Source organism: Pedobacter sp. MC2016-24, from assembly GCF_015223055.1.
Classification (GTDB): domain Bacteria; phylum Bacteroidota; class Bacteroidia; order Sphingobacteriales; family Sphingobacteriaceae; genus Pedobacter.
In genome coordinates this window covers 341,025-365,215 of the sequence record NZ_JADFBX010000004.1, presented here as the reverse complement: position 1 = coordinate 365,215, position 24,191 = coordinate 341,025, and the positions used below count along the sequence as shown (strand labels likewise).

The 24,191-nt window shown below is 41.9% G+C and carries 21 protein-coding genes; 9 read left to right on the top strand and 12 right to left on the bottom strand.

Annotation, left to right across the window (positions count from 1 at the left end; translation table 11 throughout):
- Positions 1–58: 58 nt before the first annotated feature.
- The gene (locus IM797_RS12525; RefSeq protein WP_194127468.1) at positions 59–1,762 is read left to right on the top strand and encodes an ABC transporter ATP-binding protein; all 1,704 of its coding nucleotides are present in this window, start codon (positions 59–61) and stop codon (positions 1,760–1,762) included.
- A gap of 42 nt (positions 1,763–1,804) precedes the next feature.
- Here IM797_RS12525 and IM797_RS12520 read toward each other — a convergent pair whose 3' ends face one another.
- Entirely contained in the window at positions 1,805–2,683 is an 879-nt protein-coding gene (locus IM797_RS12520; RefSeq protein ID WP_194127467.1) for a mechanosensitive ion channel family protein, read from the bottom strand.
- 103 nt (positions 2,684–2,786) lie between these two features.
- Between IM797_RS12520 and rnr the strand changes: the two genes are divergently transcribed.
- Positions 2,787–4,916 carry a ribonuclease R gene (rnr, locus tag IM797_RS12515; RefSeq protein ID WP_194127466.1) on the top strand — a complete coding sequence of 710 codons (2,130 nt, stop codon included), beginning with the start codon at positions 2,787–2,789 and terminating at the stop codon, positions 4,914–4,916.
- 37 nt (positions 4,917–4,953) lie between these two features.
- Complete coding sequence (locus IM797_RS12510) at positions 4,954–5,922, top strand: polyprenyl synthetase family protein (protein WP_194127465.1); 969 nt, start codon at positions 4,954–4,956, stop codon at positions 5,920–5,922.
- A gap of 6 nt (positions 5,923–5,928) precedes the next feature.
- Here IM797_RS12510 and IM797_RS12505 read toward each other — a convergent pair whose 3' ends face one another.
- Positions 5,929–6,894 carry a response regulator gene (locus tag IM797_RS12505; RefSeq protein WP_194127464.1) on the bottom strand — a complete coding sequence of 322 codons (966 nt, stop codon included), beginning with the start codon at positions 6,892–6,894 and terminating at the stop codon, positions 5,929–5,931.
- A 203-nt stretch (positions 6,895–7,097) separates the two neighbouring features.
- On the opposite strand from IM797_RS12505, the gene IM797_RS12500 reads away from it, so the two are divergent.
- Complete coding sequence (locus IM797_RS12500) at positions 7,098–7,460, top strand: helix-turn-helix domain-containing protein (RefSeq protein WP_194127463.1); 363 nt, start codon at positions 7,098–7,100, stop codon at positions 7,458–7,460.
- 74 nt (positions 7,461–7,534) lie between these two features.
- Here the strand turns inward: IM797_RS12500 and rpmA are convergent, their stop codons facing one another.
- From rpmA to IM797_RS12480, 4 genes are all read right to left on the bottom strand, one after another.
- Positions 7,535–7,951 (bottom strand): 50S ribosomal protein L27, encoded by a 417-nt coding sequence (gene rpmA, locus IM797_RS12495; RefSeq protein ID WP_194127462.1) that lies wholly within the window; start codon positions 7,949–7,951, stop codon positions 7,535–7,537.
- A gap of 60 nt (positions 7,952–8,011) precedes the next feature.
- Positions 8,012–8,323: a 50S ribosomal protein L21 gene (gene rplU / locus IM797_RS12490; RefSeq protein WP_069377509.1), complete on the bottom strand. Its 312-nt coding sequence runs from the start codon at positions 8,321–8,323 to the stop codon at positions 8,012–8,014.
- 127 nt (positions 8,324–8,450) lie between these two features.
- Positions 8,451–8,966 carry a hypothetical protein gene (locus tag IM797_RS12485; protein ID WP_194127461.1) on the bottom strand — a complete coding sequence of 172 codons (516 nt, stop codon included), beginning with the start codon at positions 8,964–8,966 and terminating at the stop codon, positions 8,451–8,453.
- Between the two features lie 41 nt (positions 8,967–9,007).
- Entirely contained in the window at positions 9,008–10,393 is a 1,386-nt protein-coding gene (locus IM797_RS12480; RefSeq protein ID WP_194127460.1) for a dicarboxylate/amino acid:cation symporter, read from the bottom strand.
- Positions 10,394–10,538: 145 nt separating this feature from the next.
- On the opposite strand from IM797_RS12480, the gene IM797_RS12475 reads away from it, so the two are divergent.
- Together IM797_RS12475 and IM797_RS12470 are read left to right on the top strand one after the other, a co-directional pair.
- Positions 10,539–11,036, top strand: a complete 498-nt coding sequence (locus IM797_RS12475) for an RNA polymerase sigma factor (RefSeq protein WP_194127459.1) — start codon at positions 10,539–10,541, stop codon at positions 11,034–11,036.
- Positions 11,023–11,622, top strand: coding sequence for a hypothetical protein (locus IM797_RS12470; RefSeq protein WP_194127458.1), 600 nt, complete (start codon positions 11,023–11,025; stop codon positions 11,620–11,622). The genes IM797_RS12475 and IM797_RS12470 overlap by 14 nt, the downstream gene beginning before the upstream one ends.
- A 164-nt stretch (positions 11,623–11,786) precedes the next feature.
- Here the strand turns inward: IM797_RS12470 and IM797_RS12465 are convergent, their stop codons facing one another.
- The gene (locus IM797_RS12465) at positions 11,787–12,644 is read right to left on the bottom strand and encodes a helix-turn-helix transcriptional regulator (RefSeq protein ID WP_194127457.1); all 858 of its coding nucleotides are present in this window, start codon (positions 12,642–12,644) and stop codon (positions 11,787–11,789) included.
- A 12-nt stretch (positions 12,645–12,656) separates the two neighbouring features.
- On the bottom strand, positions 12,657–13,022 hold the full coding sequence (locus IM797_RS12460; RefSeq protein WP_194127456.1) for a VOC family protein: 366 nt from the start codon (positions 13,020–13,022) through the stop codon (positions 12,657–12,659).
- Positions 13,023–13,323: 301 nt separating this feature from the next.
- Between IM797_RS12460 and IM797_RS12455 the strand changes: the two genes are divergently transcribed.
- Together IM797_RS12455 and IM797_RS12450 are read left to right on the top strand one after the other, a co-directional pair.
- Positions 13,324–16,185, top strand: a complete 2,862-nt coding sequence (locus IM797_RS12455) for a two-component regulator propeller domain-containing protein (protein ID WP_228098830.1) — start codon at positions 13,324–13,326, stop codon at positions 16,183–16,185.
- 2 nt (positions 16,186–16,187) lie between these two features.
- Positions 16,188–16,820, top strand: a complete 633-nt coding sequence (locus IM797_RS12450) for a response regulator transcription factor (protein ID WP_194127454.1) — start codon at positions 16,188–16,190, stop codon at positions 16,818–16,820.
- 1 nt (position 16,821) lies between these two features.
- On the opposite strand, the gene IM797_RS12445 is transcribed toward IM797_RS12450, so the two are convergent.
- The 4 genes from IM797_RS12445 to fabF all read right to left on the bottom strand — a co-directional run bounded on the left by IM797_RS12445 (position 16,822) and on the right by fabF (position 21,682).
- Positions 16,822–17,472 carry a hypothetical protein gene (locus IM797_RS12445; RefSeq protein ID WP_194127453.1) on the bottom strand — a complete coding sequence of 217 codons (651 nt, stop codon included), beginning with the start codon at positions 17,470–17,472 and terminating at the stop codon, positions 16,822–16,824.
- A gap of 98 nt (positions 17,473–17,570) precedes the next feature.
- Positions 17,571–18,533 carry a thioredoxin-disulfide reductase gene (gene trxB / locus IM797_RS12440; protein ID WP_194127452.1) on the bottom strand — a complete coding sequence of 321 codons (963 nt, stop codon included), beginning with the start codon at positions 18,531–18,533 and terminating at the stop codon, positions 17,571–17,573.
- Between the two features lie 122 nt (positions 18,534–18,655).
- The gene (locus tag IM797_RS12435) at positions 18,656–20,284 is read right to left on the bottom strand and encodes an acyl-CoA carboxylase subunit beta (protein WP_194127451.1); all 1,629 of its coding nucleotides are present in this window, start codon (positions 20,282–20,284) and stop codon (positions 18,656–18,658) included.
- Positions 20,285–20,425: 141 nt separating this feature from the next.
- Entirely contained in the window at positions 20,426–21,682 is a 1,257-nt protein-coding gene (gene fabF / locus IM797_RS12430; protein ID WP_194127450.1) for a beta-ketoacyl-ACP synthase II, read from the bottom strand.
- 387 nt (positions 21,683–22,069) lie between these two features.
- Here fabF and IM797_RS12425 point away from each other — a divergent pair, with 387 nt between their 5' ends.
- Entirely contained in the window at positions 22,070–24,190 is a 2,121-nt protein-coding gene (locus IM797_RS12425) for a glycoside hydrolase family 97 protein (protein WP_194127449.1), read from the top strand.
- The last annotated feature ends 1 nt before the right edge of the window (position 24,191 follow it).

Here is a 24,191-nt window from a genome sequence, read left to right as displayed (position 1 = left end):
TATGAATGCCCGTTTAATATCAAATAGTATCAGATCAAATTACTACCTTGCTGCTGAGATGCTAAACGTAAACAACCTGAACATTGAATTTTTGAACCGGGAAGATAAATCCTGGTTTAAAGCCGTTAGTAACGTAAGCTTTACTGTAGAAAAAGGTAAAGTACTGGGTATTGTAGGTGAATCCGGATCCGGAAAATCGGTAACTTCTTTTTCCATTATGCGGCTGCACGATCCGCAAAGCACCAAAATTGAAGGCGGAATCGTGTTTGATGAAATCAATTTATTAAACCTTTCTGCAGAAGAAATCAAAAAATACCGGGGCAACAAAATTGCCATGATCTTTCAGGAACCCATGACTTCGTTAAACCCCGTCTTTACCTGCGGTTATCAGGTTAAAGAAGCCATTATGTTACACCAGCAGGTGGACAAACATGAGGCAAAAAGACAGACCATTGAACTGTTTAAAGAAGTTCATTTGCCACGCCCGGAAAATATATTTGACAGTTATCCGCACCAGTTATCGGGCGGACAAAAACAACGGGTCATGATTGCCATGGCCCTGAGCTGCAATCCGCAGTTATTGATTGCCGATGAGCCAACCACAGCACTGGACGTTACTGTACAAAAAACCATACTCGAATTACTGCTTAAACTGAAAGAAGAACGGCAAATGGCCATGATCTTCATCTCACATGATCTGGCTGTAATCAGTGAAATCGCAGACGAAGTTGCAGTCATGTATAAAGGCCAGGTGGTAGAACAGGGTCCCGCTAAAAGCTTATTTAACGATCCGCAAAATCCATACACCAAAGGCTTGCTGGCCTGCCGGCCGGCACCACAGCGTTTGCTAAAAAAATTACCCGTTGTTGCCGACTTTCTGAACGCTGAAAATAATGGTGCCGATGTCAAGCACATGCTGGCACAAAACAGCTATACACCGGAAGAAATTGCTGCACGCAGGACGGAACTATACAGCCAGCCCGCTTTGTTACAACTGAAAAACATGTGTACCTGGTACCCGATCAGCACCGGATTATTCGGCAAAACCAAAGCCTATGTCAAAGCTGTAGATGACATTTCACTGGAGGTTTTTCCTGGCGAAACTTTAGGCCTTGTGGGTGAATCGGGTTGTGGCAAAACCACATTGGGCCGTAGTATATTGAGGTTGGTCGAGCCGACATCAGGTCAGGTTATTTTTGAAAATACCAACATCAGAAGCCTCGATGCCAAAGCCCTGAGGAAAATGAGAAGGGACGTACAGATTATCTTCCAAGACCCCTACTCTGCTTTAAATCCGCGCCTGACTGTAGGTAATGCGATCATGGAACCTTTGCAGGTGCACAAGTTGTACAGCAATGATGCCGAACGCAAGAAAAAGGTGCTGGAGCTATTGCAAAGGGTTGATTTAAAACCAGAACACTTTGACCGTTATCCACATGAATTCTCTGGTGGACAGCGCCAGCGTATTGTCATTGCCCGCGCATTGGCCCTGAAACCCAAATTCATCATTTGCGACGAATCGGTTTCAGCTTTGGATGTGTCAGTACAGGCGCAGGTATTGAATTTACTTCGGGAACTGCAACTGGAATTTGGTCTGACTTATATTTTCATCTCTCATGATCTGGCCGTGGTGAAACACATCTCAGACCGCATGATTGTGATGAATAAAGGTAAAATTGAAGAACAGGGATTTCCGGAAGATATTTACAACAATCCGCAAGCCGAGTATACCAAACAGCTGATAGCCGCAATACCAGGTTAGATACCGCTTTCCGGATGACGACTGGCGACAAACCATTGCCCCTTAATCCTTTTTCAAAGTAGCCGATAGCCGGATCAGCGCCGTATTGATCGCGCGCCTGATTTCGCGCTCCTTTACTTTGTCGTAGTGCTTCAGTAAAACCATTACCTTAAAAACAACAACATCCTTATTGATGGAAATCGTTTTTACACTAAGTCCACCCTCAACAACATTTGCAGAGTAATCACCGACAACTTTACTGAGGTAGTTTTCCAGATACTCCGGCGTGTACCCATTACTCAACAACATGTCAAATTCTACACTGAGCTTTTTAATGTTTTGCTTGCTTTGATTGACGATCACCGAACTGAAAACCACGGAATTGGGAATGATCACCATATCACTATCCTCGTTCTGTAAAATCATGTTGATCAGCGTAATGTCCAGGATCTTTCCTTCGTGATCGCCTACACGAATGTGGTCGCCAAGCGATAACCTGTCAGAGAACATAATGATCAAACCATTGATCATATTGGTTACATAATCCTTAAAGGTTAAAGCAACTGCAGCAGCAACAATGGAAACGCTAAATACCAGTTCCTTCAGCGTGATGTCGAGCAGAGATACGAATGCCATTCCTAGAAAAACCGTATCCAGAATAGAAGTAATGCGGTTGATGCCCAGGATAAAATTGTCTTTGATATTGCTTTTAAACCGATGCTTGCGGATGTACCAATAAATGATAATCAGCCGCAATAAGGACACGATTAAACTTGGGCCCAGAAAAACCATAACTGCACCAGCCAATTTATCGACCAAAGGATAATCGAAATAAAACCGGGGTTTATTGATGTAAAAATAGACGAACAGCAAGTAAACAAGGGCCTTAATCATAATCACTAAGACTTCCTTTCCTGTCTTTCTTTCTCTGTCTTCAATCATTTTAAATATGGGTTAAGTTAAAGCCTGTGCAGCTCAATCAAAGATACAAAATCCAACAATACTCAGTTCAAATTGTTACCTTCGAATGATTCATACATAGATTATGGCAAAAAAGAAATCTTCTCACTTAGAACTCGTTTTAATCCAACTAATTAGCGACGTTTTAGAGAAAAACAAAAATGAAGCACTGAACTACAAGCAGATTTCTGCTAAATTAAATATTGTTGACCCATCAGCCCGGGAAACCATTTTAGAGGTTTTAAAAGAACAGGCTAAAAAAGGCATTTTTGCTGAACCCGAAAAAGGAAAATTCAAGTTGAAAGACCTGAAAACCTTTATCAATGGTAAGGTTGACATGACCGCGGACGGTGCTGCATTCATCATCCCCGATGATGAGTTTGAAAAAGACGTTTTCGTCTCCGCCAGGAAGTTACACAATGCCCTGCATGGCGACCGGGTAAAAGTATACATATACGCCAAGAAAAGTGGCCGTAAAAATGAAGGTGAAGTGGTGGAAATTATCCAGCGCGCCAAAACCGATTTCATCGGGGTCATTAGAATTTCAGACCGTTTTGCTTTTGTAAACATTGACGACCGTAAAATGCTGCACGATATTTTTGTGCCCCTGACCGATCTGAATGGTGCAAAAAATGGCCAAAAAGTACAGGTAGCCATTACAGACTGGCCGGAAGGCGTTAAAAACCCAATTGGAAAAGTCATCAACATCCTGGGTGAACAGGGTGAAAACAATACGGAAATGAACGCCATACTGGCACAATATGGTTTTCCGCTCGCCTTCCCGCCTGCAGTAGAAAATGAAGCCAATGCCATTCCCGAACAGGTTAGCGAAGCCGACCTGAAAGACCGTAAGGATTTTAGGGATACCGTAACTTTTACGATTGACCCGGCAGATGCCAAAGATTTTGACGATGCCATTTCCTTTAAAAAACTGGAAAATGGGAATTATGAAATTGGTGTGCACATTGCAGATGTATCTTATTACGTAACACCAAATTCGGAACTCGACAAAGAAGCTTATTCAAGAGCTACATCAGTTTACCTGGTCGACCGCGTGATTCCGATGTTGCCGGAGCGTTTAAGTAATGGGGTCTGTTCCCTCAGGCCACATGAAGATAAACTTTGTTTTGCCGCAGTATTTGAACTTGATCAGCAAGCAAATATCATCCAGGAATGGTTCGGGCGGACAGTAATCCATTCCAACCGCCGCTTTAGTTATGAAGAAGCCCAGGAAGTAATTGAGACTAAACAAGGTGATCATGTGGAAGAAATTACTAAGCTGAATGAGCTGGCCTATATCTTACGCGACCGGAAGTTTAAAAATGGGGCAATCAGCTTTGAAAGCACAGAGGTTAAGTTTAAACTCGACGATTTTGGCAAACCGATTGGCGTATACGTAAAAGAACGTAAAGATGCGCATAAGCTGATTGAAGATTTTATGCTCCTGGCCAATAAGAAAGTAGCTGAGTTTATTGCTAAAAAAGGCAAAGGCAAGCAAAAATACACTTTCATTTACCGTTCACACGATTCGCCTAACCTGGAAAACCTGGGCAACTTTGCCTTGTTTGCCGCACGCTTTGGGTACAAAATCAATATGAAGACCGACAAAGACATCGCGAAATCATTGAACTACCTGATGGAAGATGTAGAAGGGAAAAAAGAACAAAATGTATTGACACAACTGGCCATACGCTCCATGGCCAAAGCAGTATATACCACTAAGAAAACCAGTCACTACGGCCTGGCTTTCGATCATTACACCCATTTCACCTCTCCAATCAGACGTTATCCCGATGTAATGGTGCATCGCCTGCTGGCTGCCTATTTAAATCATGAAAAATCAGCGGATGCCGAACAGTATGAAATTGCAGCATCACATTCATCGGCCATGGAAAAAAGGGCTGCTGATGCGGAACGTGCTTCGATCAAGTACAAACAGGCAGAATACCTGGAAGAAAATGTAGGTAATACTTTCCCAGGCATCATTTCAGGTGTAACCGAATGGGGCATGTATGTGGAACTGATTGACAATAAGTGTGAAGGCATGATCCGTTTGAGAGACATCACCGACGATTTTTATGTCCTCGATGAGAAAAACTACTGCATTGTTGGCCAGCGTAAACAAAAGAAATATCAGCTGGGTGACGAAGTGCTTGTGAAAGTTAAAAAAGTAGATCTGGCTAAACGACAGATCGATTTTTCATTAATCCAATAAAACAATAGATATCCAGGTAAATTTCCTCCAGTAAAAAATGTATACTCCTACCCAATTACAAGAAGTTATAGAAAACGCAATTCAGCACATTCAATATCCAAAACAACCGGCAAAGCTTTATGAACCGATCAGCTACATCATGAGTCTGGGCGGAAAAAGAATCAGACCAGCGCTGGTTCTGATGGCCGCAAATTTATTTAAAACTGAGATTGAAACAGCCATTCCTGCGGCTTTAGCCATTGAGACCTTCCATAATTTCACCTTGATCCATGATGACATTATGGACAACGCACCTTTACGCCGCGGCAAACAAACTGTTCATGAAAAGTGGGGCGTAAATAATGCCATTTTAAGTGGTGATGTGATGATGGTTGAGTCGAACAAGCATTTGTCGAAGTTACATCAGGAAGTACTGAAAGATGCACTGGATACCTTTAACACCACCGCTCAGGGCGTTTGTGAAGGTCAGCAGCTGGACATGGAATTTGAAGAACGAGAAGTCGTGCACATTGACGAGTACATCAACATGATCCGGTTAAAGACTGCGGTACTGATTGGCGGTGCAATGAAACTGGGCGCTCAGGTGGCCGGTGCCACAGCAGAGGATGCCAACCAGCTTTACAAATTTGGAGAGAACCTGGGCATCGCCTTCCAGCTACAGGACGATATCTTAGATGTATATGGAGATCCTGAGAAATTTGGCAAACAGATTGGCGGCGATATCATTGCAAATAAGAAAACCTTAATGCTGCTTAAATTGAAAGAACTGGTGAATGAAAATCACCTGGCAGAGTTGGAATTACAAAGCAGCAACAGTAACCAGCACGAAAAGATCAGGAACATTACTGCATTGTACGACACCTACGACATCAGGACGTTGGCCGATGCAGAAATGAGAAAATACTCTGACCAGGCATTTGAAGCCTTAAAAAACCTGGCAGTTGATGAAGACAGAAAAGCGCAATTGAACCTGCTTGCCAATCAATTGATGAACAGGGAATATTAAGGGCTACTAATGCGTCAACAACTGCTGAACAGCCTCAATGGTTAAGGGCTTGGTATAAAAATCCTTTACACAGGAAAATGACCGGGCCCTCGACCGTTCCAGCGGGTCAATGGAAGAAGATACGATGATCACATCAATAAATATGCGCTGCGCTTCCAGCAATTCCAAAAACTTCCAGCCATCAATTTCAGGCATGTGCAAATCCAGCAGAATCAAGTCCGGATGGTGCTCACGGATATAGTCCAGCGCCAGTTCAGGATCGTTGAATAAAACCAGGTTCTTATCACTCGCATGCCGCTTGATCAGCATCTGGTGCATCTTGTTGGTGACCACATCATCATCCACCAAGACAATATGCTGGCTTTCCGAACTGCTTTGCAAGGAATTAAAGACCGCAGGTTCCTCCTTCCGGTTAAGCATCTGGTTTAGCGTTTGTATAATGCGGTCTAACTTGAGGGCCTGCATGTTGATGTCGCCAAGCAGCTGATTGATTTTCTGAATGTTATATGTTTCCAGGTGCTGGTAATTGTTGATGGTGGACAAACTCAGAATATTGGTAATGGGCGCTCTGAGCTCATGCGAGGTGACGTGTGAATACTGACGGAGCATGCGCAGGGGATCTGTGCTTTCCATGATGTTGATGATGCTGCAACTCACTGCATCAACTTCTTCCGAAGCTTTCCCTATAGGCGTAAAAACAATATCTACAACGAGATCATTTCCATTGATCACAGCAAACTTCTGTAAGATGCTCAGACAGTTACATTCGAAAGCGCGGGCAAGTAAACTGAGAAAATTCTTCCTGTACTTATGAGCAATAATTTCCCCGATTGACACCCCAACGGCGGGAACTCTTTCCAGGAAAACACCTAGATTATCCAATGAATCAATCTCAAAAGACAATAGCTGATAATTTTTATCAATCAAAAAAAATGAGCTATTTGTATATTCGCAAATGTCTCTATTTAACATGGTTGACGTGATTTAAGCTATTGTAATTCTCATTCATTATCATAAATACATCCTTTGAAATCATTTCTGAGCGTTAGTTAGGGGGCCGGTAATCCATTATTATTAATATATTGATCACTAAAAAAAAATATGGAGCTAAAATTGCCTTCAACATAGTTTAATACATACCTGCCATTCACAAATCAACGAAATATATATTACTTATGCAAGAAATTCTATCAAAGAAGGATATCGGTGAAAGAATAAAGGATTTGAGGGTTAAAAACGGCCTTTCTCAAGCTACAGTCGCCACTGTCCTGGGTTTATCCAGAAGTAATTACTCACAAATAGAATTGGGAAATCAGTTCCCCACGTTCAATACTTTACACGTAGTTGCCAGATATTATAGCAAAAGCTATGACTGGTTGTTGCATGGGGCGGAGTTGCGCCAAACCCTGCAAAGCCCTGTAAATCTCAGTGAAATGATTGATGATCTGGAATGTAGTTTAAAAAAATTCAGCACTTCGCTGCAGGCGATGGAGCATGAACTTAAAGCCATCAAGCAAAAACACGCCAGGTTCAAATGACACCGCATTACAATAAACAAAAAAAGACCGTAGCAATAAGCTACGGTCTTTTTTATGTCGTAAAATAAATCTTCTTATTCTGCTGCTGCAGCGTCAGATGCTTCAGCTTTTACAGCTTTCTTTGCAGGTGCTTTTTTAGCAGGTGCTTTTTCAGCTACAGCTTCCTTTGCAGGAGCAGCTTTCTTTACTGGTGCTTTTTTAGCAGGTGCTTTTTTCTCAGCAACTTCTTTAGCTACAGTTAAAGGTAAAACAGAAACGTATGATTTATTGTCTTGTTTCTTTTTGAAGATTACAGTACCATCAACTAAAGCGAATAAAGTATGGTCTTTACCAATACCTACTCCTTTATCAGGATGGTGTTTCGTACCACGTTGGCGTACTATGATGTTTCCAGAGATTGCTTCCTGACCACCAAAGATCTTGATACCTAAACGTTTGCTATGCGATTCACGTCCGTTCCTGGAACTACCGGCTCCTTTTTTATGTGCCATCTTGTTTTATATTTTTTAATTACCCGATATAAATTGGTAATCTTTTTTGTTTAACAATAATTATAAACTGATACCAGAGATCTGGATTTTGGTGAAATACTGGCGGTGACCATTTTTCTTTTTGTAACCTTTTCTACGTTTCTTTTTGAAAACGATTACTTTATCACCTTTTAAATGAGACACGATTTTAGCTGAAACTGAAGCGCCTTTCAGTGTAGGAGCACCTACAGTGATTTTGCCACCATCTTCAACCAACAATACATTGTCAAATTCAATACTAGCGCCTTCATCTCCTTGCAAACGGTGTACAAAAAGGTGCTGGTCTTTTGCAACTTTGAATTGCTGTCCTGCTATATTTACTATTGCGTACATTGTTTAATAATTATTATTTTAAATTGTTTATTTTTTTATTGAGGTGCAAATATAGAACTTTATTTTCTAAATACACAACTCATTTCAGATCATTATGGTATATTTTGTTTTTTTAGGGCAACAAGACCTATTGAGGTGTCTTACCATAACGTTCTTCTGCCGCATTAATCGTCTGCATCAACAGGGTTTTCATCTGCTCTGCCAGTCCGCGAAGTTTAGGGATCTCATTGTAATCCGATAAAAAGATGACTTCTTTAGACTTCTTCTTGTAATTGAAACGCATCACATAACGCGGCACTTTAGAAGTCTTGAGGTCTGTACCCCCATTGGCAATCAGCTCAGGAAAGTTCCAGAAACCAAGCTCGTTAGCTTTGGAATGTAAAAACAGGATATCATCTTTTCGCAATTTCACATTCACTTTAACCAGCGAATCTTTGCCGTCCAGGTATTGATAATCCCCGGTTGCAGAATTGTAACTGTTCACCAGGTCATTTCCCTCGCCCCATTTGATTTCTAACGATTCAAACTCACCGATCTTATAAGGTGCATTTTTAAACATGGGCAGGTAATAGATGACGCAATACGCCAGAAAAGGCACCACAACCGTCAGCACTAAAAATAATTTCTTTGCCTTACTACTCATTTTATTGTTATATATATTGAAAATTTAAATCCTTAATGCTTTTAATCCAGGGGCTCCGTAAGCTCTCCCTCCCACTTACTCACCACTGCAGTAGCCAGACTGTTGCCAATAACATTGGTTGCAGAACGCCCCATATCGAGTAAAGGATCAATACCGATCAGCAAGGCCAACCCTGCTTCAGGAATGTTAAACGTGGCAATTGTTCCTGCAATAACCACCAGTGATGCCCTTGGTACACCCGCAATACCTTTACTGGTCAGCATCAGGATCAGCAACATCGTGATTTGTTGTTCGAAGGACAGGTGTATGCCGTACGACTGGGCGATGAATAGCGAAGCGAAGGTCATATATAGCATTGAACCGTCCAGGTTAAAGGAGTAGCCCAGCGGCAATACAAAGCTTACAATTTTATCTTTACAGCCAAAACGCTCCAGCTGCTCCATGGTTTTCGGGTAAGCAGCTTCACTGCTTGCCGTACTGAAAGCCAGGATTACCGGCTGCTTCATCCTGCTCATCAGGTTAAATACCCGCGATTTTAAAATCGAGAAGCCGATCATGATCAAAATGATCCAGAGTAACAACATGGTGGAATAAAACTCTCCGATAAATAAAGCATAAGTAGACAATACCCCTAAACCTTGCTTGGCTACAATTGCTGCCATGGCACCAAATACGGCAAATGGTGCAAAGTTCATCACGTAACCCGTTACTTTCAGGATCACATGTGCTACGGCATCAAAAAACTTAATGATGATCTGTCCTTTTTCGCCAATGGCTGCCGTGGCTACTCCAAAAAACAAGGAGAATACCACAATCTGCAGAATCTCATTCGTAGCCATAGCCTCAGCCATACTTTTCGGCACAATGTGCGAAATGAAATCCTTTAATGACAGCGCAACCTTATGGATTCCGGTATCGACATTACTTGGCGGAAGTGGCAGGTTCATGGCCAGTCCAGGTTTAAAAATGTTAACCATCACCAATCCAAGTACCAGCGATAAAAGTGAGGCACTTAAAAACCAGAGCATGGTCTTACCACCAATCCGTCCGACAGCTTTTACATCACCTACTTTAGCTACACCAACAACCAGGGTGCTGAAAACAAGAGGTGCCACAATCATTTTAATCAACCTTAAAAAGATGTCGCTCAACAAAGTTAAGGGCTCAAGTTTCTTTTCCCGGATCACCTCGGTTTCATGCCGCGCTTTCTCGGCTGCTTTCTTCTCGGATTTTAAGACTGCATAATTGGCCGCAGTGGTATCTTTAACAGTAAGCAACTTCGCATCCAGGGCCTTGATCCTGGTATCAGCCAATACAATATCGTCGTTATAGGTATTAAAAGTCTGGACATTTAAATAGTATCCTAATCCGATACCCAGCACCAGGGCCAGAAAGATAAAAAAGGTTAACCTGTTTTTTTTCGACATCTATCTTGTTTTAATGGTTTTTCGAGTTTGTAAAACTACAATAATTAAATTATTCTATAAAATTGTTGATAAAGCATGTAAATTAGCTTTTAGCTGTAACAAAAGCAGCGCTGGGGTCTCTAACAAATCTATCAACTCTGTATAAGTGGAACAAAAAGACCAGTTATTTAAGCAAATCTTCGACACCAATTCCAAGAAAATATTCCATTTATGTTATGGATATACGGGCGATGAGGCTTCGGCAAATGACTTACTGCAGGAAACCTTTTTAAAGGTCTGGCAAAATTTAGACAAATTCAGGAACAAATCTTTAATCTCGACCTGGATTTACCGCATCGCAGTAAATACCTGCCTCACCTATTTAAGAACCGAAAAACGCCAGGCCAAAGATGAGCTGACGGACAACATCATCCAGAACCAGCCAGAAGAGTTTTCGGAGAAGAATGAACAGGTAGCCCTGTTGTATAAATCCATTGCCCAACTGGAAGAAAATGACCGGTTAATTATCACCATGGTACTCGACGAGCTGCCATATCCTGAAATTGCAGAGATCTCGGGAATTAGCGAAGGAAACCTGAGGGTGCGCATTCACCGAATTAAATTAAAACTTACTGAATTATACAACCAGCATGCAAGAATTTGATCATATATTGTCCCTTTGGCAATCGCACTCTGTTGAGGTAAAGATCTCTTCAGAAGAGATGTTGCAACAGGCAAAGAAAGAGATGAATGCGATCCGCAATAAATCGCTGTTAAATGTTGCCGGAATGGCCTTATCTTTTGTGGCCATCCTGGTTTTATGGTTGTTCTTTGATTTCAATTCATGGACTACCCATGCGGGATTAACCATCATCATTACCTCGGTGGCCATATACACCTTTATCATGTACCGCGATTATCGTTTACTTTCAAAGAAAGATTTTACGGTGGATCCGAACGAGTTTCTGGGCCGCCTCAAGAGTTACCAATTGAACCGTTTCCACCTTTACAACCGCTTGTACTGGATTTATGCCATTGCCTGGAGCCTCGGAATTTTATTGTACTTCTATGAAATCCTGGCCTATTTTGATTTATGGGCACAATGCCTGATTCTTGGCTTTACTTTTGGCTGGCTGATTTTCTGTTCTACCCTGGTTAGAAAAGCGGTATTGAAAAGAGAAAAAGAACGCCTGGCCACACTGATTGAAAAATTCGAAAGATTGGGAAGCCAGCTAAAAGAACAACATTAAAAAAAAGATATTTTCTTCAAACAAAAAAGAGCCCGATCATGTTTATGATACGGGCTCTTATTATTAACTAACCCAAATTAAATTCATCCAAACTTATATAGTGGGTTTCCTGATGGCAAATTTACTGGAATTGCTGTGCTTCCGATAGGCGAAAATCACCACAATTACCTAAACTTTCCTGGCGTAACATTGAAAGAGTTCCGAAATAAACGGATAAAAGAACTCGGACATTCAAAACCAACGATATCTACAATCTCATTGATCGGGTAATCTGTATTTCTCAACAGGTATTTGGCCTGCCTCAATCTGACCTTCGTTAAATACTGATGCGGCGTTTGCTGGTAAGCTTGCTTAAATGTCCGCAACAAATGATTAACAGATAAACAGGCCACCTCAGCAATATCTTCCAGTCTGATGTTCTTATTGTAATTGCTGATCATATAATCCTTTGCCACACACAGGCGTTTCAGGATTTCAGTTTTTGTGCTGCCATTGAGGAAATTCAATGAAGCCTCTCTGCTGGTGATCTCAGATTGGTACAAATGATAATAATTGAGCAAACAATGATTTAAATATTCACTCAGAAGCAATTGGTCCGCTACCCCATTGTCTACATGCCTGCTCAAATGCATCAGGCTGTATTTGATGTCCCCATTCAAAGGGTAAATCGATTCGAGCAAGCGCGGGCGACCTTTCTTTCCTCCTGTTGGCTGATCCAGCAATACCGCATCGCTTTCCAGAACAGAAGCTTCAAAATCGGAAATATACCCCGGATCAAAAGCTATCGAAAGCCGGCTCACCCCTTCAGCAGAGGCTATCTTATGGGTATAACAGGTATCGTCATTCAAAAAGATGAAACTCCCGGGAACTAAAGTAAGTTTACGTTTTTCAATCGTATAATCTACCTCACCACTAAATACCGCATTTACGGCATATCGTCCGGTTACTTCCGTAAAATAGGCACTATGGGTCAATTCACTGATGATCTCGTTATTGTTTACTAAAATCCGGTTGTACTTCATCTCTTTTTTTCTTTAAGCATCGGTATAATCTCGGGCCTCCAACAGCATGATTTTATTTCCCGAAGGATCATAAAAACTAATGGTAAGCCCAGCATCTGTATATTCAGGTTTCCCCAATTGTTCAATTCCTTGTTTTTTGAAAGCATGATAATCACGCAGACAATCGTCGGTCAGCAACGTAACCGTCTCACACTCCAGTGTTTCTTTTTCAATCAGCATGATGTAATGCCCGCTCTGCATTTGCAGAATTGGACAACCCCTTCCGGCTATTTCTATATGCTCATACATGCTAAAGCCAAGCATGTCTACGAAAAACCGAAGCGACGTATCCACACACTTAACAAAAATAACAATGTATTCATGTTCAAAGTCAATCATAAAAATGCCCTATAACTATTGAAGTTAACACAAATTTAACAGAATAGACCAATCACCAACTAACCCTTCAGGGGGTATATTTCATATTAGTTGATTTGTTTCTTTCATGTTATGTTTTTCCCTATGAACCTGATTTACCTCCATTTGGAAGCTCAACCTCCAGGTTCTCTATTAAGACACCCAAACCATCTGGAATGTTACAGGCGCATCAAAAATAAAGGCCTTAATTTTTTATCGTATATTGGTGCCTATATTTGCAATGTATAAAACGACAGTCTTCATCATTTTTTTTCTTTTCATCTTGGGAAAAGGATTTGGCCAGCGCTACAATTTTCAGCAGTTTGATATAGAAGATGGATTACCACAATCTCAGGTTACTGCCATTACGCAGGACCAGCAACGCAGATTATGGGTGGCTACGCTTGGGGGTTTAAGCTGTTTCAATGGCTACCAGTTCAGCAACTACAGCAAAACCAATGGCCTGAAGAGCAATTTCATCCTTTCTTTGGTGACCAATGAAAACAATGAATTGTTTATTGGTTCTGACAAAGGTCTGGGTAAATACAGTGGAAAAAAATTTTACAGCTATAAAGAACCCAAAAATTGGGTCAGCAAACTGACTACAGACGACCACGGGCACACCTATTGGATATCTAAAGGTTTATTCAGAACCGATGGCAAAAAGACAACTCAGCTCAATATCACCAAAAACCCAAATGAAATTGTTACAGCCCTGAAAAGGGATGCACTGGGCCGGATCTGGGTGGCCATTTATGATCAGGGTTTGTACTATCTTGACAATGACCAATGGCATAAAGCACTGCTGGACATCAAAATCAAGGACCTGATTGTGACCGATCTGCTTATCGACAATACCAGTTCCGGTAAAATCTGGCTGTTGACAACCACTGGTGTTTTCATTGCACAAAATGGCAAAGTCAGCAAGGCTTATCCCGAGGTTAAAAACCGTTGCAATACCATCATACAGGACGAAAAGGGATACATCTGGTTGGGTACCAATAAAGGTGCATGGTATATCAGTCCGCATCAAACCATTCACTTTAATGCCAAAAATGGCTTTACGGACAATGAGGTACGCGACATTTTTAAAGATGCGGAAAATAACATCTGGCTGGGTACAGAGGGGGCCGGACTGTACAAATTCAGCAACAATGGTTATGTCACTTTTGATGAATCGCAAGGCCTGAAAAACAACATGGTGATGAGTATGGCCATGGGGCCAAAACCAGGTGAAATCTGGCTGGGCACTTACGACGGTCTGTTTGTACATCAAAAAAACACCATCACTAAAGTGACCATTCCATCAGCAGACGAGGATGCTAAAAAAGTGAACTTCTTATTCAACGACAGCAAGAAAAGGGTCTGGATGGGTACAGTAGGTGGCGGGATCTGGATGTACCAGAATGCGCAATTCAAAAGAATTGACAAGAATGAACATCCGCTGGCTTGTAATACCATGCTCGAAGACAGTCAGAAAAGAATATGGCTATCCACCAACTATGGCTGTTACACCCTGAACTTTGCACAGAAAAAGTTAGACCTGGTTACGGAAACACCTGCCATCAGTTTATTGGAAATTGGCCGCGACTCGATCATTGCAGGTACTCAGAACGGACCGGTATTGATCCAGAACAGGAAAACCAGTCCATTAAAAATCAAAGCCTTAACCGGCTTAAGTGTGCTATCCATGCGCAAAATCAGGAACTTCATTTTCTTTGGTACTGCCGACAATGGCTTGATGATCTGGAACATGTCTAACGGCGACCTCAGACAAGTAACCACGAAGGACGGTTTAGCCTCAGACCATATTTACAGCATTATGCTGGATAAGAAAGGAGTCATCTGGATTGGTACCGGACGCGGCGTGAACCGTTTGAGTGCCAAATATTTTAATGTGATCAAAAACACAAATGGCAGTACATTGCTGGTCGAGTGTAACCAAAATGCCATTCTGGAAAGTGACGACAATGTCTGGTTTGGAACCACAAAAGGTGCGATTGTTTTTTACAGCAACCCCGCACTGGCCGTACCCAGAAAACCTTACGTATACCTCAATGCCGTTAGCGTGATGTCGCAAACCAGGCAAAAAGGTGATCAGCATGAGGTGCAGACCATTTACAAGGAACAGCAAATGAACCAAACCATTACACTGCCTTTCAGTTACAACCATTTGAACATCTCTTTTACGGGCATCTACCTCACCAATCCGGAAGCAGTGCGGTATCAGTACCGTTTGATTGGTTTGGACAGCAAATTCAGTCAGCCAACCGCTATCGCCTCCGTAAACTACAATTCCCTGCCAGCAGGAAAATACACTTTTGAAGTACAAGCCATCACGACAGTAGGTATTACTTCGGCAAATACAGCTGCTTTTGAATTTGAAATTTATCCACCTTATTACCAAACGGCAATTTTCAGGATTTTCATCGTTTGTCTGATCCTGATTTTGATTGCAATAACCATTTACACCATCCTATATCTGAACGAACGTCAGCGTAAATTGAGGTTAAAAATTAAGCTGGAAGAGCAATTTAAGATCAGAAAGCAAACTGCTGAAGATTTTCATGACGATCTGGGTAACAAACTGACCCGGATTTCTGTCTTATCAGAAGTACTTAGTAGTATGCTGGGACAAAATGAAACCGAGAAAAAAGGAATTATACAGAAAATAAAAACGAACGTCAATGAGCTGTATCTGGGGACAAAAGACATCTTATGGTCCTTAGATCCAAAAAACGACACCTTAAATGAATTGTTGAACCACATTCAGGAGTTTGGACATGAAATGTTCAATGATACAGATGTTCATTTCAGTGCCGGTATTGCGGTTGACAGAGAAGATTTATTGCCGCTGGAGCTGGGCCGCAATATCCTGATGGTATTTAAGGAAGCGATACACAACGCCTTAAAATATGCCAGGGCCACAGAGGTCAGCTTTACCGCAACTGTAAATCATGAAATACTGGAACTTAAACTGAAAGATAACGGCAATGGCTTTGATGTGGATGCCGCCAAGCACGGACATGGCATGAACAACATGACTGTGCGGGCAGAAAGAATTAAAGCACGACTGGAAGTCATTTCAGACCAGACAGGTACAACGATAGCGCTCTACGTTAAATTTTCAACCTTAAACTTTTAAAGATGCAAGATCAGGAAATCGCTAAAATTGTAATTATTGAAGATGATGAGACCATCAGGGAAGGTTATACATATCTGATTAACCATACTTCGCCATATCGGGTTGTAAACAGTTATCCCTCCTTTGATGCCGCAAAATCCAAAATCGCGAAGGACAATCCGGATGTGATTATCCTGGACATACAGTTACCCGGAACCAGCGGTATTGAGGCCTTACCCCTGCTTAAGAAATTGCTTCCGCAAACCTTCATCATCATGCTGACTGTTTATGAAACCGAACAGATCATTTTAGATGCACTGGCCAATGGTGCTTCTGGTTATTTCACCAAGAACTCTGCCTCAGCTAAAGTCATTGAAGCGATTAAAGAGGTATTACAGGGCGGCGGGCCGATGAGTCCCGATGTAGCTAAAACCGTGATCATGTCTTTACAAAAAAATCCGGATTCTCCACTTACAAAGCGGGAAACCCAGATTCTTGGTCTGATCAATAAAGGAAAAGATCGTTCTCAAATTGCCAACGAGCTATTTATTGAGGTAGAAACGGTCAAAACACACATCAAGAACATTTACATGAAACTGAATGTAAATTCTAAGGCCGATGCCATTACCGTAGCAAAAAGCAATAAGCTGATTTGAATTACTCCTGCTTTACATCGGCAACAGAAAAGCTGTTGCCATTGAGTTGATACATCAGTATTTTTTCCGTGCCGTTTTTCGCAGCCGTATCTGTTGAATTTACAATGGGATAGGAACGGAACAGGGAACCATTTTTAACAAAAAATTTATCATTTCCGCCGTAAGTCTTTTTGGCATTACTGCTCAGCGGCGGAAAGTTGATCTTTCTGAAATCGCCACCCGAATATTCCAGCACATTCAGATCCCTTACATTTTGCTTACTCAGCAACTCAATATAGATCTCTGCATTACCATCGTTATCCATATCCATATTCCATACATCTGTAATCACGCCCTTACGCTCAAAGGCATAGGAGTTGAATTTATTTTTCACAGAATCAGACATCAAAATCAGGTAGCCCCCTACACTATCAACTCCTTTACCCCAACTCAGAACCTCAAAATGTAATCCGGGTTTAATCACAATATCTTTATAAAACGGGAATTGTTCTTTTGGCTTTTTTGCTTCAACAACGGCATCTGAATTTACCGTTTCAACAGCACTGATTTGTTGTGTCTTTTGATTTCCACAAGAAAACAACAGCAGCATCCCACTTACACACAGTGAAGTACTTAAAATATATTTAGACAGGTTTAAAGATTTCAAATTCATGATTTAATTTTTAAATATCAGCTATACAAATATACACTTAAGTCATAAAAAAGGCAGGACTTTTTGGGTCCTGCCTTCCTATATTTAATAAACTCGGCTTACTCAGCCGGTGTCATGTGGTGTTCTTTAGCAGCAAGGTAACGTTCTGCATCCAAAGCAGCCATACAGCCCGACCCTGCAGCAGTAACTGCCTGACGGTAATAATGATCCTGTACATCTCCGCTGGCAAATACGCCTTCAATATTGGTTAAAGTAGAACCCGGAATGGTTTTCAGATAACCGGTTTCATCCATATCGATCCAGCCTTTAAAAATATCTGTATTTGGTTTATGGCCGATCGCCACAAAAAAACCTTCAACAGGCAATTCGCTTTCTACACCAGTTTGATTGTTCAGTACTTTAACTGCTGTAACATTTTTACCGTTACCCAGGATTTCCAGCGTTTCGGTATTGTAAATCACTTCAATATTTGGCGTATTCAACACACGGTGCACCATCGCTTTTGAAGCTCTGAATTCATCTCTGCGTACCAGCATATATACTTTTTTACAAAGCTTAGCCAGGTAAGTAGCTTCCTCGGCAGCAGTATCACCAGCACCTACGATGGCCACATCCTGTCCGCGGAAGAAGAAACCATCACATACAGCGCAGGCAGATACTCCGAAACCATTGTATTTTTGCTCGCTCGGTAAACCCAACCATTTAGCTGTTGCACCAGTTGAAATAATCACGGTATCGGCAGTAATGGTTTTGATATCATCCACCACCACTTTATGCGGCAGGGAAGAAAAATCTACAGAACTTACATATCCAAAACGGATATCTGTACCAAAGCGTTCCGCTTGTTTGCGGAAATCTTCCATCATTTCCGGACCCATGATACCAGCCGGATATCCAGGGAAATTATCAACATCAGTGGTTTGTGTCAATTGACCACCAGGTTCCATACCAGTATACATCACTGGTTTTAAATCAGCTCTTGCAGCATAAATTGCGGCGGTATATCCTGCAGGCCCTGAGCCTATGATTAAACATTTAACATGCTCTAATTCTTCTGACATATATTTATTTATATTATACTACAATTCTATATTCTATTACAAAATTACGCTTTATGTCGCGATCCGCAAATACCATTTTTGTAACAAATGCAACAATGTGATTTATAGATTATAATTCTGGCCTAAGTCTGGATAATCCCCACATTAAAAGCCTTCTTTATAGGCGATTGATTCGCCGCTTCGATCCCCATAGAAATGACCTTACGCGTTTCTTTAGGATCTATAATTCCATCTACCCACAATCTGGAAGCTGCATAATAAGGTGTGGTCTGGCTGTTGTACCGGTCTGTAATTTCTTTCAGCAGTTCAGCTTCCTTTTCAGGGGTAATGGTTTCTCCTTTCGACTTCAAAGAAGCCTCCTGGATCTGCAGCAATACTTTAGCCGCCTGCGCACCACCCATCACGGCAATTTTGGCGCTTGGCCAGGCATAAATCAGTCTGGGGTCGTACGCCTTACCACACATGGCATAATTGCCTGCGCCATAAGAATTACCGATCACAATGGTAAATTTAGGCACTACAGAATTGGCAACGGCATTGACCATTTTTGCGCCATCCTTGATGATGCCACCTTGTTCAGATCTGCTGCCTACCATGAAGCCGGTTACATCCTGTAAAAATACCAGGGGGATTTTTTTCTGGTTGCAGTTCATGATGAAACGGCTGGCTTTGTCTGCACTATCGGAATAAATTACGCCTCCAAACTGCATCTCCCCTTTTTTCGATTTCACAACTTTACGCTGATTGGCTACAATACCTACCGCCCAGCCATCAACGCGGCCAAGACCACAAATGATACTCTGCCCATAAAGTTCCTTGTATTGTTCAAATTCAGAATTGTCTACCAGGCGGTGGATAATTTCGAGCATGTCATAAGGCTTTTCGCGGCTATCGGGTAAAATGCCATAGATTTCATCCGGATCGGCCTTAGGCAAGGCTGGCTTGATGCGATCAAAACCAGCATTTTCAGGTGCGCCCAACATACTCATGATGTTGCGGATGCTATCCAGACAAGCCTGATCATTGGGATGTTTATAATCTGTTACACCAGATATCTCACAATGGGTAGTTGCTCCACCCAATGTTTCATTGTCCACATCTTCGCCAATGGCAGATTTCACCAGGTATGATCCCGCTAAAAAAACAGATCCGGTGCCATCCACAATCATCGCTTCATCGCTCATAATCGGTAAATAAGCACCCCCTGCTACACAGGAGCCCATAATGGCCGAGATTTGTACAATTCCATCGGATGACATCAGGGCATTGTTTCTAAACATGCGCCCAAAATGCTCTTTATCCGGAAAAATCTCATCCTGCATGGGCAAATATACCCCGGCACTATCCACCAGGTAAATCACCGGTAAGCGATTTTCCATGGCAATTTCCTGCGCCCTTAAGTTCTTCTTGGCTGTCATGGGAAACCAGGCTCCTGCTTTAACCGTAGCGTCATTGGCTACAATCATGCACTGCCTGCCAGATACGTAACCAATGCCACAAACAACGCCGGCCGAGGGACATCCGCCCTGCTCGGCATACAGACCATCTGCGGCAAAGGCACCGAGTTCTAAAAACTCAGTTTCTTTGTCAACCAGGTAAGCGATTCGTTCCCTGGCCAGAAGCTTTCCTTTTTCCTTTTGTTTTGCTGCACTTTTTTCCCCGCCACCACCATATATTTTTTTAAGCCTGGTTTTCAATTCGAATACCGATTGCTTGTTTACATCTTCATTTTTATTGAATTCTATATCCATGCCGGCAAGTTAAATGATAATTTGGATCGAACCAAAAGTCCGTTTCGGGCTTTGGTATAAAGTATGAATAAAGCAACAATGGGGCAGGTTATTTTTTAAAAAAAATAGCCTGCCCCATTGTTTAGCTGCGTAAAATTAAACCTACGCGGTATACTTTTTAAAGATTGAAGTAGCGGTATGCCCTCCAAAACCAAAGGTATTGTTCAATACATAATTTACTGGTGTATGGATAGATTTACCCAATACAAATTTCAACCCTTCAGGGATTGCAGGATCCAGGTTTGCTTCAGTGGTATTGATCGTTGCCGGAATCGTATCATTTTTTATAGCAAGGATACTGATTACACTTTCAATAGCGCCAGCAGCCCCCAGTAAGTGTCCGGTCATAGATTTAGTTGCACTGATGGCTACAGGATGATCTTTAAAGATTTTCTTAATGCCATGTAACTCGCCCACATCACCTAAACCAGTGGAAGTAGCATGCGCGTTGATGTAGTCAATCTGATCTGCAGCAATTCCGGCATCAGCAAGTGCTTTGGCAATACCCAATGAAGCACCTAAGCCATCCGGAGGTGTACCTGTCAGATGATAAGCATCAGCAGCCATACCACCGCCAACCATTTCAGCATAAATGTGCGCACCCCTGGCAATCGCATGATCCAGCTCTTCTAAAATTAAAGCACCTGCACCTTCGCCAATGACAAAACCGTCCCTGTCTTTATCGAAAGGACGTGAAGCACCTTGAGGATCTTCATTGTTTTTAGATAAAGCCTGTGCAGCATTGAAACCACCTACCGAAGAAGGCGTAATGGCAGCTTCAGAACCACCGGCAACCATAATGGTCGCTTTACCTAAACGGATGGTATCAAAAGCATTGATAATAGCTGTATTTGAAGATGCGCAGGCAGAAACCGTAGCATAATTTGGACCATGTAGTTTGTTGCGGATAGAGATTACACCTGCAGCAATGTCAATGATCATTTTAGGAATGAAATATGGATTAAACCTTGGCGTTCCGTCGCCCAGGTGAAAATCTTTCAGCTGCTGCTCAAAAGTACCAATACCACCATTACCAGATCCCCAGATTACACCCACTTCATATCTTTCGGCTTCCGACATATTTTCGAAGTCGAGACCAGAATCCTGAATGGCCTGATCACTGGCTGCAATGGCATATTGTGTAAATACATCATATTTTTTAACTTCCTTTTTGTCTATATACAATTCTGGATCAAAGCCCTTCACTTCAGCAGCGAAGTGGGTCTTGAATTTTGAAGCATCAAACTTAGTAATTGCTCCGACACCGCTTTTACCTGCAACAACGTTTTCCCAAAACTCGTTTACTGTATTTCCCAGCGGGGTCACAGCGCCTAAACCTGTTACTACTACTCTTTTCATATTTACTTATTAATAACATTCAACAGTTAATGACTGCCTTGAATTAAATGCCAAATATAAGCCATATTACTTTGCTAAAGTAAGCCCATCTCATTTTTTGTCAGTTTGCTGACCTTAAATAAACTGTAACCAGCTAAATATGTGCACACTACACCCTGCAAAAAGCGATCAATATACAAGTTAAAAAATCGTTTGTTAGAAAGTGTCTTGTTTCCGGTCAGCCCTCCCCAACCCATCAGCAACTGAACTGATCGAGCGGTAAAAAATTCAGCAACTGAACAATTTTGCGCTGATTTTAAAAAGTTCCGGGAACGTTTCCGGAAATGCTTAGTTTTCTGATAAAGAATTATTAAGTTTGTTTTTTTCTACATATAAATCAGTAATTAAATGGCAGTAAAACCTATTTACAAAACAATATTATTCGTTTGTTTTGCCTTAGTTTTCCGTAGCGCTTCCGCCCAGGAGCTCAGCTCACCTGATGGAAAACTGAAGCTTAAATTTAGCCTGGCCCAGGGCGGTATTCCAACATACGATCTGCAGTACAAAAACAAAGCTGTGATCAAAACCAGTAGCCTTGGATTTAAATTGAAAGATGCTCCTGATTTACTGAGCGGCTTTGAAACCAAAGACACAAAACAAAGTACTTTTGATGAAACCTGGAAACCGGTTTGGGGCGAGGTAAAAGAAATCAGAAACCATTACAACGAGCTGGCCGTAACCATTAACCAAACGGCAACACAGCGGTTCATCATCGTTCACTTCCGTCTGTTTAACGACGGACTGGGCTTCAGATACGAGTTCCCTGCACAAAAGAACCTGAATTATTTCATCATCAAAGAAGAAAAAACCCAGTTCGCCCTGGCTGGCGACCATAAAGCATTCTGGCTTCCGGGAGATTACGATACACAGGAATATAGCACCGTCACTTCTGATTTATCAGAAGTACGTACCAAAATGAAAGCCGCAGTAACGCCAAATGCTTCCCAAACTACTTTTTCTGAAACTGGCCTGCAAACGCCATTGATGATGAAAAGTAAGGACGGATTGTACATCAATATCCATGAAGCAGCTTTGCTGGACTATTCTTGTTTATCGCTTGAACTGGATGACAAAAACATGGTATTGGAATCGGTATTGACACCAGATGCCATTGGCGATAAGGGCTACATGCAGGCACCTTGCCAATCGCCATGGAGAACCATCGTCGTGAGCGATCAGGCAGCTGACATCCTGGAATCTAAACTAATCCTGAACTTAAATGAGCCAACCAAATTTGAAGATACTTCCTGGATTAAACCCATTAAATATGTAGGGGTATGGTGGGAAATGATTACCGGAATGAGCACCTGGTCTTATACCGATTTAGAAAACATTCAACTTGGTGTAACCGATTACAGCAAAACCAAGCCGAACGGCAAACATGCTGCAAACACCAAACGCGTTAAAGAATACATTGATTTTGCAGCAGAGAATGGGCTTGATGCCGTATTGGTTGAGGGTTGGAATGAAGGCTGGGAAGACTGGTTTGGCAAAACGAAAGATTATGTTTTTGATTTCGTAACGCCTTATCCCGACTTTGATGTCAAAGAATTACACCGTTATGCTGCGTCCAAAGGCATTAAGATCATCATGCACCATGAAACTTCGAGTTCAGTACGCAATTACGAAAGACATTTGGATACTGCCTATAAATTTATGGTCGAAAATGGCTACAATGCGGTAAAAAGCGGCTACGTAGGCAACATCATTCCCAGAGGAGAACACCATTATGGCCAATGGCTGGTAAACCATTATCAGTATGCCATTGAAAAAGCTGCGAAATATAAAATCATGGTCAATGCGCATGAAGCTGTTCGTCCGACTGGCTTAAGCCGTACATTTCCCAATTTATTAGCCAACGAATCGGCCCGCGGAACAGAATACGAATCTTTTGGCGGAAACAATGCCGACCATACCACCATTTTACCCTTTACCCGTTTAATGGGCGGACCAATGGATTATACACCTGGTATTTTTGAAACTAAAATCAGCAAGTACAATCCATCAAATACTTCATTTGTGCACAGTACCCTGGCCAGGCAACTGGCTTTGTATGTCACCATGTACAGTCCGCTACAAATGGCAGCGGATTTACCCGAGACTTACAACAAATTTAAAGACGCCTTTCAATTTATTAAAGATGTAGCTGTAGACTGGGACGATACGAAAGTATTGGAAGCTGAACCTGGAGATTACATCACGTATGCCCGTAAGGCAAAAGGAACCAACAACTGGTTTGTAGGCAGTACCTGCGATGAGCAAGGCCGGATGTCTAAAATCAATCTCAATTTCCTGGATGCCGGTAAATCATACATCGCTACCATTTACAGCGATGCGAAAGGTGCGCATTACGAAACCAATCCACAAGCTTATACCATCAGAAAAATTAAAGTCAGCAAAACCACCAAACTGTCGCAATACTGCGCGCCAGGTGGTGGTTATGCAATCAGCATCATCGCTGCAAAATAAT

Bases quoted from the DNA above. Each gene is read 5' to 3' on its own strand.
- IM797_RS12525 (WP_194127468.1), top strand. From the start codon at position 59: ATGCTAAACGTAAACAACCTGAACATTGAATTTTTGAACCGGGAAGAT.
- IM797_RS12520 (WP_194127467.1), bottom strand. From the start codon at position 2,683: ATGATTGAAGACAGAGAAAGAAAGACAGGAAAGGAAGTCTTAGTGATT.
- rnr (WP_194127466.1), top strand. From the start codon at position 2,787: ATGGCAAAAAAGAAATCTTCTCACTTAGAACTCGTTTTAATCCAACTA.
- IM797_RS12510 (WP_194127465.1), top strand. From the start codon at position 4,954: ATGTATACTCCTACCCAATTACAAGAAGTTATAGAAAACGCAATTCAG.
- IM797_RS12505 (WP_194127464.1), bottom strand. From the start codon at position 6,894: ATGTTAAATAGAGACATTTGCGAATATACAAATAGCTCATTTTTTTTG.
- IM797_RS12500 (WP_194127463.1), top strand. From the start codon at position 7,098: ATGCAAGAAATTCTATCAAAGAAGGATATCGGTGAAAGAATAAAGGAT.
- rpmA (WP_194127462.1), bottom strand. From the start codon at position 7,951: ATGGCACATAAAAAAGGAGCCGGTAGTTCCAGGAACGGACGTGAATCG.
- rplU (WP_069377509.1), bottom strand. From the start codon at position 8,323: ATGTACGCAATAGTAAATATAGCAGGACAGCAATTCAAAGTTGCAAAA.
- IM797_RS12485 (WP_194127461.1), bottom strand. From the start codon at position 8,966: ATGAGTAGTAAGGCAAAGAAATTATTTTTAGTGCTGACGGTTGTGGTG.
- IM797_RS12480 (WP_194127460.1), bottom strand. From the start codon at position 10,393: ATGTCGAAAAAAAACAGGTTAACCTTTTTTATCTTTCTGGCCCTGGTG.
- IM797_RS12470 (WP_194127458.1), top strand. From the start codon at position 11,023: ATGCAAGAATTTGATCATATATTGTCCCTTTGGCAATCGCACTCTGTT.
- IM797_RS12465 (WP_194127457.1), bottom strand. From the start codon at position 12,644: ATGAAGTACAACCGGATTTTAGTAAACAATAACGAGATCATCAGTGAA.
- IM797_RS12460 (WP_194127456.1), bottom strand. From the start codon at position 13,022: ATGATTGACTTTGAACATGAATACATTGTTATTTTTGTTAAGTGTGTG.
- IM797_RS12450 (WP_194127454.1), top strand. From the start codon at position 16,188: ATGCAAGATCAGGAAATCGCTAAAATTGTAATTATTGAAGATGATGAG.
- IM797_RS12445 (WP_194127453.1), bottom strand. From the start codon at position 17,472: ATGAATTTGAAATCTTTAAACCTGTCTAAATATATTTTAAGTACTTCA.
- trxB (WP_194127452.1), bottom strand. From the start codon at position 18,533: ATGTCAGAAGAATTAGAGCATGTTAAATGTTTAATCATAGGCTCAGGG.
- IM797_RS12435 (WP_194127451.1), bottom strand. From the start codon at position 20,284: ATGGATATAGAATTCAATAAAAATGAAGATGTAAACAAGCAATCGGTA.
- fabF (WP_194127450.1), bottom strand. From the start codon at position 21,682: ATGAAAAGAGTAGTAGTAACAGGTTTAGGCGCTGTGACCCCGCTGGGA.
- IM797_RS12425 (WP_194127449.1), top strand. From the start codon at position 22,070: ATGGCAGTAAAACCTATTTACAAAACAATATTATTCGTTTGTTTTGCC.